Below are 11,280 nucleotides of genomic sequence, written 5' to 3' on the forward strand. Positions count from 1 at the left end.
GCGGCGACCGCGTCGACGCCGGGGCGGACGTACCGCTCCAGGGAACGGACGGAGGCGGGGCGGGAGCGGGCCGGCAGCATCGGGGTGGGGGTGGTGCGCTCGGCGTCGGGGTGAGCGCGGAGTGCCGCAGCCGGTGCAGCGTCCAGCCTTCCAAGTCGGCGATGTCCTCCTTGCGGGCGAGCGGGTTGGCCAGCAGCCGGGTGGACTCCTCGAAGATCTCCTCCGCCCGGCGGTAGGACAGGCGGGCCCGGCCGGTCTCCTCGCACACATCCAGCGTCGCGGTGCCCGTGGGCGCCTTGCGACCGGTGAGGAACAGCGACCCGCGGGTGCGTCCGGCGATCAGGCGGGGCAGCAGCTGGGCGGTGCCGGACTGCCAGGGGATCCACTCCGTCGCCCCGCCCTTCGATGTGATCTTGCCGCGCTTGTCCTGCGGATACAGGTCCTCCACGTTCAGGCGCAGCACCTCATCCGCGCGGGCCACAGACTCGTAGAGCATCTTCCAGAAGGTCTTCTCCCGCAGCGCGGCCTCCAGCTGCCACAGGGCGGCGATCTGGTTCTCGGCGAGGGCCTTGGTGCGGTCCTGCGGCGCGGGGCGGCGCTCGATGCTGATCGTCGGATCACAGATGATCCAGCCCTGTCGCTGCCACCGGCCGATCGCCTTGCGGGCGATGGACAGCTCCGGTTGACGGTCTCGGCGTCCATCTCGTCCGTCCGCGCGGCGGCCAGTTCCGCCAGGACCTCCGGCAGGCCGGGGTCGTCGATGACGGTGACGGGCACGGCCGGGGGCTTCGCACCGCGGCGGGCCGGCCCGGTGGGAGCCGACTGCCCGGCGACCATCCACCCCCACGTCGTCAGCGAGATCCGGTAGACCCTGGCGGAGGACTTCGCGATCCCGGCGCCGGTGAGGTACCGCTCGATGGCCTCGGGGTACGTCGCCAGAGGGCGGGCAGGGGCACCACCCGGGCGCGCGGCGCAGGAAGCACGCCCCGCCGTCCAGCACGCTCGCCAGTTCGACCGACATCCGGCCCACCCCACTCCGTCCGCCGCAGTAAATCCGGCATTTACTGCGGACTGCTGCACACATCGCCCGGCGGGCAGCAGGCACCCGGCGACCGGTGCCGGACACATGCCGCATGGCACCGGCGCCACCTGGAGCCGGACGGCCGGTGAACGGGTGGTCGCGGCGAACCCGGCTCGTCGCCGACGGCACGCGCCGTAGGCTTCCTCCACCACGACGGAGGGGAAACGCAGTGACCGAGCGCGGCCAGGACCCGGCCGGGGCGGCATCGGCTACGCCAGCATCGTGCACCGCCCGGACGAGCACGGGCAGCCGGTGCCCGGCGTCGTCCCCATGCCGACGGACGACATCACACGGCCTGCACGGGTCGACTTCGGCATCGACGCCCTCGGCCAGTGGCGCATCGAAGTCCGCGCCGACGACGGCGAACCTCCCCGCACCGGGCAAGCGGCACACACGCACGCCGGGCCGGCCGAAGCGGCAGCAGGGATCCTCGCCCCACGAGGGAACACGCCTCCACGAGCTGACCCGTGGCCAGGTCGAGGGCCGCCGGCACGAACTGGGGGACCTGTACGCGGAGACCTCCGGTGGCAGCCCATGGGCGTGGAATCAGGCGCGTACAGCCTTCCTGCGGCATCTCGCGGTCGACGCACGACGGCCTGGATTCTCACTGCTGATCGCGGAGACCACCGCCCTGAGCGGATGCGCCTACGGCTTTCCCGTGGGCGGCGCCGACCCGTGGTGGGCGGGCTTCGACGAACACGTTCAGGACGGTCTGCTCCGCCACGCCGCCCCCGGGCGGTTCTTCGTCATCTCCGGGATCATCGTCCCGCCCCGCGTGTGCTGGGAGCACCAGGACCGCCCCTGGAACCTTGCCCGGCGCCTGCAGCGGCGACTGCTCGCCGGCCAACGCGCCGCGTTCGGAGTCACGTTGGTGGACGTCCGGGACGACAGGGCCGTTGAGACGTTGCGGTCCTGGGGGTGGCGGAGCGCCGGAGACGACACCCCCACGGCCGTGCCGCCCGGCCCGTTCCGCGTGCTGGTGCTGGCTCCGGAGGGGTGAGCGCCCCGTCGTCGATCACGGCTCGCCCCCAGTTCGGGGCCCGGGCAGGCGCAGGGCGAGGAGGGCGATGTCGTCGGTGCTGCCGGGGGCATCCGGGCGGACAACTGGTCGCACAGGGTGTCCAGCGGTTCGTGGACGAGGGCGAGGGCATGGCGGCGCAGCCGGCCGAGCCCGGCGTCCAGGTCGCTCCCGGGTACCTCGATCAGGCCGTCGGTGTAGAGCAGGAGCGTGGACCCCGGCGGCAGGGCGAGGGCAGCGCTCGGCCGATGACCGCCGGCATGCAGATGCGTGCCGAGGATCAGACCCTGCCCGGCTTCGAGGTACTGCGCGTTCCCGTCAGGGGTCAGCAGTAGGGGCGGTGGGTGCCCGGCACTGGTCCGGCGAAGCGTCCACGGGCCGCTGTCCGGGCCTTCCGATGAGCGCATCCTCGCTGCACGTGTTCAAGAACGCCGCAAGGGCCGCACGTCGCTCCATCTCGGCGACACTCAGGGGGCGATGCGGGTTCTTGGCCAGCACCGAGACGGTGTTCGTTCCGATGTGCCGTAGGCAGCAGTGTTTGCTTCAGCGGCCGTGAGCGCATGCCCGGGCCGTCGGTTCGCCCTGCTTCTCCTCTGTGATCACGGGCGGGGTACCCACCGCCCGCGCGACCCGCAAAGCCACCCGGCACCCGCGGCGTCCGCAGCGGCCGCGGCTGCCCTCTTGTCCTGGGGCCGGGGCAGCGGGCAGATGAGACGGATGCCGACCTGAGCGCCAGTCTTCGGCGGCGGGTCATATCGAGCGCTCGTTGGATCACACAGGCGATGGATCACCCGTCCCGCTCTCCGGGTACCGTCAGGGTATGAGTCATCCGCACCCCGAGCTGAAAGCCGCCCCACCCCTCCCCGAAGGAGGGCTGCGGGTCATCGCCCTGGGCGGCCTGGGTGAGATCGGCCGCAACATGACCGTCTTCGAGCACGCCGGCAAGCTGCTCATCGTCGACTGCGGCGTGCTGTTCCCCGAGGAGACCCAGCCCGGCGTGGACGTGATCCTGCCGGACTTCACCTCGATCCGGAACCGGCTGGACGACATCGTGGCCGTGGTCCTCACCCACGGCCACGAGGACCACATCGGCGGCGTGCCGTACCTGCTGCGCGAGCGGTCCGACATTCCCGTCGTCGGCTCCAAGCTGACGCTGGCGTTCCTGGAGGCCAAGCTCAAGGAACACGGCATCCGGCCGCGCACGGTGCGGGTGCGGGAGGGCGACCGGCGCGGCTTCGGGCCCTTCGACTGCGAGTTCGTGGCGGTCAACCACTCCATCCCGGACAGCCTCGCGGTCGCGATCCGCACCCGGGCCGGGATGGTGCTGCACACCGGCGACTTCAAGATGGACCAGTTCCCTCTCGACGACCGCATCACCGACCTGCGCGCCTTCGCCCGCCTCGGCGAGGAGGGCGTGGACCTGTTCCTCACCGACTCCACCAACGCCGAAGTACCCGGCTTCACCACCTCCGAGCGTGAGCTGAACCCGGCGATCGAGCAGGTGATGCGCACCGCGCCGCGCCGGGTCATCGTCTCCAGCTTCGCCAGTCATGTGCACCGCATCCAGCAGGTCCTGGACGCCGCCCACCAGCACGGCCGCAAGGTCGCCTTCGTCGGCCGGTCGATGGTCCGCAACATGGGCATCGCCCGTGACCTGGGCTATCTGAAGGTCCCCTCCGGTCTGGTCGTGAGCACGAAGGAGCTGGAGAAGCTCCCGGACCACAAGGTCACTCTGGTGTGCACCGGCTCCCAGGGCGAACCGATGGCCGCGCTGTCACGGATGGCCAACCGCGACCACATGATCCGCATCGGCAAGGGCGACACCGTCCTGCTCGCCAGCTCCCTCATCCCCGGCAACGAGAACGCCATCTACCGGGTGATCAACGGACTCACCCGGTGGGGTGCCCACGTGGTCCACAAGGGCAACGCCAAGGTGCACGTCTCCGGGCACGCCAGCGCCGGCGAACTCGTCTACTGCTACAACATCGTCAAACCCCGCAACGTCATGCCCGTGCACGGCGAGTGGCGCCACCTGCGGGCCAACGGCGACCTCGCCATCCGTACCGGTGTCGACCCCGACCGGGTCGTCATCGCCGAGGACGGCGTCGTCGTCGACCTCGTCGACGGGCGCGCGTCCATCACCGGCAAGGTCCCCGCCGGCAACGTCTACGTGGACGGCATGGAAGTCGGCGGCGCCACCGAGGCGTCCCTCAAGGACCGCCTCACCCTCGCCGCCGAAGGCGTGGTCACGGTGGTGGCGATCGTCGACGCAGACACCGGCGCCCTCGCCGAGGCCCCCGACTTCCTGGCCCGCGGCTTCGTCCACGACGACGCCACCTTCGAGCCGGTCATCCCCGTCATCGAGAAGACCCTGGCCACCGCAGCCGAGGAGGGCGTCGGGGACGCGCGCCAACTCGAACAGCTCCTCGCCCGCGCCGTGGCGAACTGGGCGTTCCGCGCCCACCGCCGCAAGCCCCTCATCATCCCCGTCATCATCGACGCCTGAGCCGCAGCCCGGCAGCACGGTCCGCGGTTCCGGTGGCGGCCCCGCGAGCATCGAGGTCGGGTACGCCCGGACCGGTCGGTGGCGAAGCCGCCGGGCTCGACGAGGCGGATCGCCTCGCCGTGGGCGGCCGGCAGGTCCCCGAGGGAGTCGGTGTCGCGGGCGACGGCCCTGTCGCCGCGCTCCAGGGCCGCCTGCGCGAACTCGCGGCCGAAGCCGCGGGAGGAAGCGGTGACACAGCGGCGGTGCACCCCGCCCAGATGTTGCACCAGATCGGACAGCGCCCACTCGGGGCAGGTCGGCACCTGCACGTCGCGGCTGGGCACGAAGGCGACCGCGGCCGGGAACACGACCGATTGTGGGCCGATCAGCCGCAGCAGGACGGGGAACGAATGTCCATGCCACGCGGATGCCTACCGTCACGCCGGACAACCGCAGTCGATTTTCACAGCGGTACAGGGGCACGCCGGGCGCGCGACACCGGCCGCGTGCCCTCGGACAAGGCAGTGCCCTCATCCCGGAATTCCAGTTCGGCCGCGCCACCGACCCGCGCCAACCGCAGCCGGGCCCTTCCCACAGGCGAGACCGCCGGCTACGCCCCGCCCGCAACGCGCGCACGGGCATGCGCACGTCGCGGGCCACGGCACGGGACGCGCGAGTGGACAGCGCGCCGAGTGCCGGTGAAGCGGTTAGATCGCGGGACTCATCGACTCAGCCGCCGCTCTTACGCCTGAACGACCGCTGACTCGCAGCCGGGCCGTGCGCCGCACGCACCTTCGACGCATTCGGGTTGGCGGCGCCATCGGCGGCGGCCGCCTGCGCACCGCGCTTGCGCGCCAGGGCTTCGCGGAACTTGCGCTTGAGGTCGTAGTTGCCGTCGCTGTCCGGCGCCAGAGGGGACGTCTCGGGGGCAGCCGGCTCCGAACCTTCCGTAGGTACGGGCTCTGCGGTCATGGTGACCTCCTGGTTCGAGGGTGGGCCAGCACAGCTTGTCATGCCGGGCGTAGTGCGGGACACCGGCACCATCGTCCTGCTCCGTTTCGGCGGGTGTCCCTCTCCCGGCCGAGGGCGTTCGCTTCATAGGTGAGGCGCACAGGACGGCTTCGGGCCGGGCCGCGGGTTGTCGATCCCGTGGCCAGGAGATTCGCTGCCAGGGCAACGCCTCTCAGCCGTTGCGACGCACGAGGGCGGCCTTCCGGGCCTCGGCGAGCTTGCGGGCCTCGCCGGCCTTTCGGGACTTGCCGCCGGCGCCGCGGGCGGTGTCCTTGCTGGTGCCGAGGCCGCGGAAGGGAGCGTTGGTGTTCTTGGGCCGGGGGACGGCGGGCCCGCCGTCGAGCGGGGTGCCGGAGGGAGCCTTGGCGCCGGTGATCCGGCTCAGCTCCGCCTCGCCCGAACGCACCTGGGTGACGGTCGCCTCGATGCCGGCCCCGGCCATCATGCGGCTCGTCTCGCGGCGCTGGCCCGCCAGCACGAGCGTGACCACGCTGCCCGACTCACCGGCGCGGGCGGTGCGGCCCGCCCGGTGCACATAGTCCTTGGGGTCGGTGGGCGGGTCGACGTTGACCACGAGATCGAGGTCGTCGACGTGCAGGCCACGGGCCGCGACATTGGTCGCCACCAGAACGGTGATCTGGCCGTTCTTGAACTGCGCCAGGGTCCGTGTGCGCTGCGGCTGGGACTTGCCGCTGTGCAGGGCCCCGGCGTGCACCCCGCTGGCCCGCAGATGCCGGGTGAGCTGGTCGACGGCGTGCTTGGTGTCGAGGAACAGCAGTACGCGGCCGTCGCGGGCGGCGATCTCCGTGGTGACGGCGTAGCGGTCAGGGCCGTGGACGACCAGAACGTGATGCTCCATCGTCGCGACCTTGCCCGCGGACGGGTCGACCGAGTGGACGACGGGGTCGTGGAGGTAGCGGCGGACCAGCTGATCGACGTCGCGATCCAGAGTGGCCGAGAAGAGCATCCGCTGACCGTCGGAGTGCACCTGGTCGAGCACGTCGGCAACCTGCGGCAGGAACCCCAAGTCGCACATCTGGTCGGCCTCGTCCAGCACGGTGATCCTCACCCGTCCCAGGCGGCAGGCGTTGCGCTCGATCAGGTCGTGCAGGCGTCCGGGGGTGGCGACGACCACCTCGGCTCCCTGGCGCAGCTCGGCGACCTGCCGGCCGATCGACATGCCGCCGACGACCGTGGCCATCCGCAGCCGCAGTGCCTCGGCGTACGGCGCCAGCGCCTGGGTGACCTGTTGGGCCAGCTCCCGGGTGGGCACAAGGATCAGAGCGAGGGGCTGCTTCGATTCGGCGCGCCGCCCGGCCGTACGTGTCAGCAGCGGCAGGCCGAAGGCGAGCGTCTTGCCCGATCCGGTGCGCCCTCGCCCCAGGACGTCGCGCCCCTCCAGGGCATCGGGCAGTGTGGCGGCCTGGATCGGAAAGGGTTCGCGCACCCCGAGTCCGCTCAGTGTCCGCAGCACCTCCACCGGCAGTTCCAGACCGGCGAAGGAGACGGCCGGGGGCAGCGCCGGGGTCATGGCCCCGGGCTGGGCGGGACCGCCGTGAGCGATGCCGCAGTCGTCGGGATGCTTCATGAACAGCCTTCCGCAGAGGAACGTACCGAGGAAGGCCCGGCAGGATTGAACAGCCCACGCACAAGCGGAACCGAACAGGCAGAATCGCCCACCGCGACGACCACGCAAATGGATGAGACTAACACAAGGCACAACATCGCGCCGCTGATACCGATCGCCTCTGTGTACGGGTGCTGGCAGCGGGTCGGCCTGGAAAAACCGTTCTCCTTGAAGGACGGCCCCACCCCACGGGCGAGCTGTCGAGCCACGCATCAAGCCGTACGAGCGGGGTGCCGGGCGGGGCAGCAGGCCCCTGCCACGGGTGCAGGTCAGCAAGCCGGACGCCGTCCGGCCCGATGCTGACCATTTACTGACCCGGACGCGGCGATCAGGGCTCTGAGCTGCGGAAACACCAAACGCTAGATCTTGGGCTTATGCATGGTGCGCAGCATTCAGCACTCTTAGATGTTGCTGGCCATGAGGTTGGTGGCGCCGCTCGTCGATGTTGACCTTCGAGTTGGTTGAAGCTCAACGATGGCGAGGTGCCAAATTCTGAGCTGATGCCGATCGGGGTCTTTGCCCAGCGCAGTGGTCTGACCTCCAACGCGTTGCGGTTCCACGCCGACTCCGGGCTGCTGCCCCCTGCCGAAGTCGACCCGATCTCGGGCTACCGCTACTACAGCGCTGACCAGGTGGCGCGGGCGACCGTGCTGCGTCAGCTCCGTGAGATTGCCATGCCCCTCGCTGGTGTCGAGGCGGTACTGGGTTCCGGGGCTGACGAGGTATCCCGGCTGCTCGATGAGCAGGTGTCGAAGGTCGTGGGAGACGCGGCAGCACAGCAGAAGGCTGCTGTCATCAAGTCCGCGCTCGGGAACGTGCCGGGTCTTCCGATTACGGAGCTGAAGGGTCCCGTGCCGGCGGATACGGTCGAGCAGGTCCTGGCAGGCGATCACCCCGCCAGGGCAGAGGCGACGGCACACACGGAGCGCGCGGCGTCCAGCGGCTCCTGCAAGCCGGCCACCATGCAGGCGAAGCCGGTGCCCCGCCAACCGGCACACCGCGTCATCCCGAAGGAATGCGAAACTCGAATTCGGGACGGTCCCACGGCACGGCGGGCGGGTTCGCGAACGCGGTCCCGGTCCGCACCGCACCGACGCGGTGGTAGAAGTCCTCGGCGGGAAGGTGCGACACGACCTTGAGACGCTCGATCCCGGCAGCACGGGCCTCGGACTGCATGTGCGCCACGAGCAGCCGTCCAATACCCCGTCCTTGCACTTCGTCGGCGACGAACAGCAGGTCGAGCTCCGGTGGAGCGAGGACGAGCGAGTAGAACCCGAGGACCCGGCCTCCATGCTCGTCGGCGCCGACGGCCACAAAGGCGCGGTGGGCCTCGATGTAATCAGGACCGACCCGGTAGCCCGCGACTGCGGCTGCGTACTTACCCTCGTAGGCGCCTGAGCCACGCACCAGCCGCGTGAGCCGTTTGGCATCCCGCGCGACGGCCCTCCGTATCGTGACCGGCTGGCTGATCGGGGAAGTGCGTGAACTCATCGGGAGAGTATTTCGCACCGGGGAGGGCCTTCGTGCGGCAGGTCGGCTGCTCGCGCAGGCGTTCCTGCACCGCTCCCGGAAACCGCTCGCCAAGGCACCGATCGGCCATGTCACTGCCGCCGAATCGCCCCGGCACACGCCCACGTACGCGCGGATCATCGTGGCCGAACACGCCCGACGCCGCCTGCGCGAGGCCGCCGCGCACCTGATGCACACGGTACGGGACGCCTCCCGCACCCCGTGCCTACCACCCTGGCCGAGGCCGACGCTCCCGCCTCCGTCGTGGACGCCATCGCCGCGTCCTTCCCGACCCACTCCGGATCCCTGCCCCGCATCCCCGCACAAGCCCCTGCACGGCGACGAAGAAGCCGCCCAGGAGGAACGGCTGCTGCTCGCCACGGGCCGCCGCGCCCGACCGACATCGAGCAGATGCGCTCCCGGCCGCGGAGGCCAGGTCACCGGCGTCCGCGTAGGCCGACAGGTCACCGGCGGCCACGACGAACTCCACAAAAGCCCCGTCGGAATGGTTCCCGACAGGCCTCCGCCGTGTCACCGAAGCCCCTATCACGGGGACTTGCAGGAAGGCGGACGGCATCATGCCACGAGAGCCGGAACCTCCCAGGTCACATCGCGTTTCAGGGCCGCCTTTGACGCCGGGCAGGCCGTAGCCCCAATTTCCGATTTCAGCTCAAAGACACGGTGCGGGCTCTCCGACGAAGCGGGCAAGCTCCCCTGCGGCACCGCGTGGCAGGCCGGCAACCGCCGTGTCCGGCAACGTCGTGATGACGGTCCGCAGCCGCGCACCGAGCTCTGGCAGCAGGCTCCAGGCCGAGGCAGGGGCATTGACGGCGGCGAGCAGCAGGTCGCCCACGTAGAAGCAGGCGTCGAGCAGCGGCTCCTCGATCAGCAGGCGCACGGCGAGTGGAAGGACGTAGGGCAGTGCCACCTGCTGCGCAATGAGGGTGCGCAGATCCGCGGGACCAAGATCGCCCAAAGCCACACACCGCAACTCATGCACGGTGCGCACCAGGCGGGTCGCGTCAGCGGCAGGAGGCGTCCACCGGGGCGGGTCCAGCTCGTCGAGCGTACGGTCGAGGTGCAGCAGATGGTCCATGCGCTCCATTCTCACCAGACCGCCGTACGCTCTCGGGCCGGACCAGGTGGAAGACCTCTCGTGCCACGTAACGCTTGAGGCAGCGGACGATTTCCCGTCGCGTCTTGCCTTCCCCCGAGCGCCGTTGAAAGTACTTGTCGGGCTCGAAAGTCATCGCTGCTGGTCAAGCGGCGTAGCGGTACTCGTTGAGGGTGCCGCCGAGGACGCGAGTGCGCAGGAGCCTGCGGCTGCCCAGAACGTGCACAGTGGCGGGTTGATCCTGGGCGTCGGGAGGCAGTTGATTCCGGGACCGATGGGGGCCGATGCGTGTTGTAGTGCCGTTGGAAGTCAGCGAGAACGTGTCAGGCGTGGGCCTCGTTCATGACCAGGACGTGATCCAGCGCTTCGCGCCGGAGGGTGCCGGTCACCCGCTCGCAATGTGCGTCCATCCGGGGAGCCCGCGGTGCGCTGAGTAGTACCTCCATGTCTTCGGCCTGGAAGACGGCGTCGAAGGCAGGCCCGTACTTGCCGTCGCGGTCGCGCAGGAGGAACCGCAGGGACTCGATGCGGACGCCCAGGCCGGCGGCGGCATTCCGTGCCTGCCGCACCACCCACTCCCGGCTGGGCTGGGCGGTGACGCCGGTGATGTGCGGGCGTCGGGTGCCGTGCTCGAGGAACGCCGGCGCGTACAACCGGTGCCCCGGGGCGGTGTCGAGATGGAAGAAGTCCGCGGCCACGATGCCCTCGGCCTGGGGGTCAGGAACTCGCGCCCACTCGGACCGGTGCGGCGCGGGGCGGGGTCGATGCCGGCCTCACGCGGGATCTCCCCTGCCGTGGATGCGGCGATCGGGTGCCCGGGACGAGCGGGCTCGCCCTGGATCCGCCGGTGGCCCCACCTCGCGTTTTCCCGAGCGGGCCGTAGCACGAGGTTCTTGAGCGCCGCTCTGGTCGGGGGGGCGTCCGGTGCGGGCGCGCCGTGTACTGCGGTCCCACTTCGCTGCGATGAGTCGGCGATGCCGGGCCAGTAGCGTGCCGGGCGTGGCGGGGAAGACTGCCTGCCGGCGGTGACGGGGTATCAGGCTGGGCAGTGCCGCGAGCCGGAACCGATCCGCGGGCTCGTAGCGGACCGGGCCGGCGATCTGGCGGCGCAGTACTGCGTTCTGATGCCGGAGCACGAGCAACTCGGCATCCTTTGCTGTGTCGTGGCGCAGCGGTATCCCGGGGCGGACAACAGCTTGCGGGCCACCTTGTACAGCATCGAAGCGAACACGCGGACATGGTGCCGGCCGAGATCGCCCGACCGCTGCTGCCTGCGGCGATGGCTTTCCGAGCCCGGCAGGCAGGCGCTGGCCGAACTCGGACTCGACTGGGCAGCGTAGACGTGATTCCGGACGCGAACCCTAGTAGGGCTTTGTTAGGTGCCCCGGCTGATCCTTGTCGGATAGGGTGTGATCTTCTTTCGGGTGTGACACCG

8 protein-coding genes and 2 pseudogenes are annotated in these 11,280 nt (G+C 70.5%); 3 read left to right on the forward strand and 7 right to left on the reverse strand.

From position 1 onward, the window contains the following. A partial coding sequence (locus tag JL475_RS40850) for a tyrosine-type recombinase/integrase (protein WP_307825296.1) occupies positions 1 to 847 on the reverse strand: 847 nt, incomplete at its 3' end. 892 nt (positions 848 to 1,739) lie between these two features. On the opposite strand from JL475_RS40850, the gene JL475_RS36340 reads away from it, so the two are divergent. Beyond that, positions 1,740 to 2,081 (forward strand): hypothetical protein, encoded by a 342-nt coding sequence (locus tag JL475_RS36340; RefSeq protein ID WP_202282465.1) that lies wholly within the window; start codon positions 1,740 to 1,742, stop codon positions 2,079 to 2,081. Positions 2,082 to 2,096: 15 nt separating this feature from the next. Here JL475_RS36340 and JL475_RS36345 read toward each other — a convergent pair. Further along, positions 2,097 to 2,488: pseudogene (locus JL475_RS36345) on the reverse strand (PP2C family protein-serine/threonine phosphatase); the annotation flags it as partial. Positions 2,489 to 2,919: 431 nt separating this feature from the next. Between JL475_RS36345 and JL475_RS36350 the strand changes: the two are divergent. Then, complete coding sequence (locus JL475_RS36350) at positions 2,920 to 4,605, forward strand: ribonuclease J (RefSeq protein WP_202282466.1); 1,686 nt, start codon at positions 2,920 to 2,922, stop codon at positions 4,603 to 4,605. Between the two features lie 708 nt (positions 4,606 to 5,313). Here JL475_RS36350 and JL475_RS36355 read toward each other — a convergent pair. Both JL475_RS36355 and JL475_RS36360 read right to left on the reverse strand, forming a co-directional pair. After that, on the reverse strand, positions 5,314 to 5,556 hold the full coding sequence (locus JL475_RS36355) for a DUF5302 domain-containing protein (protein ID WP_202282467.1): 243 nt from the start codon (positions 5,554 to 5,556) through the stop codon (positions 5,314 to 5,316). A gap of 211 nt (positions 5,557 to 5,767) precedes the next feature. Next, entirely contained in the window at positions 5,768 to 7,183 is a 1,416-nt protein-coding gene (locus JL475_RS36360) for a DEAD/DEAH box helicase (RefSeq protein ID WP_202282468.1), read from the reverse strand. A gap of 521 nt (positions 7,184 to 7,704) precedes the next feature. On the opposite strand from JL475_RS36360, the pseudogene JL475_RS36365 reads away from it, so the two are divergent. Further along, a pseudogene (locus JL475_RS36365) lies at positions 7,705 to 8,103 on the forward strand (MerR family transcriptional regulator); the annotation flags it as partial. A gap of 121 nt (positions 8,104 to 8,224) precedes the next feature. On the opposite strand, the gene JL475_RS36370 reads toward JL475_RS36365, so the two are convergent. The 3 genes from JL475_RS36370 to JL475_RS41595 form a co-directional block, all read right to left on the reverse strand. Beyond that, entirely contained in the window at positions 8,225 to 8,713 is a 489-nt protein-coding gene (locus tag JL475_RS36370) for a GNAT family N-acetyltransferase (protein WP_202282469.1), read from the reverse strand. A gap of 688 nt (positions 8,714 to 9,401) precedes the next feature. Beyond that, positions 9,402 to 9,827, reverse strand: coding sequence for a contact-dependent growth inhibition system immunity protein (locus tag JL475_RS36375; RefSeq protein WP_202282470.1), 426 nt, complete (start codon positions 9,825 to 9,827; stop codon positions 9,402 to 9,404). A 341-nt stretch (positions 9,828 to 10,168) separates the two neighbouring features. Then, a complete protein-coding gene (locus JL475_RS41595; protein WP_307825297.1) occupies positions 10,169 to 10,543 on the reverse strand; it encodes a hypothetical protein in 375 nt (124 codons plus the stop codon). Positions 10,544 to 11,280 lie beyond the last annotated feature (737 nt).

Source organism: Streptomyces sp. M2CJ-2, assembly GCF_016757295.1.
Lineage (GTDB): Bacteria > Actinomycetota > Actinomycetes > Streptomycetales > Streptomycetaceae > Streptomyces.

Excerpts from the sequence above, each read along its gene's own strand:
- JL475_RS36350 (WP_202282466.1), top strand. The coding sequence starts at position 2,920 with ATGAGTCATCCGCACCCCGAGCTGAAAGCCGCCCCACCCCTCCCCGAA.
- JL475_RS36355 (WP_202282467.1), bottom strand. The coding sequence starts at position 5,556 with ATGACCGCAGAGCCCGTACCTACGGAAGGTTCGGAGCCGGCTGCCCCC.
- JL475_RS36360 (WP_202282468.1), bottom strand. The coding sequence starts at position 7,183 with ATGAAGCATCCCGACGACTGCGGCATCGCTCACGGCGGTCCCGCCCAG.
- JL475_RS36370 (WP_202282469.1), bottom strand. The coding sequence starts at position 8,713 with ATGAGTTCACGCACTTCCCCGATCAGCCAGCCGGTCACGATACGGAGG.
- JL475_RS36375 (WP_202282470.1), bottom strand. The coding sequence starts at position 9,827 with ATGGACCATCTGCTGCACCTCGACCGTACGCTCGACGAGCTGGACCCG.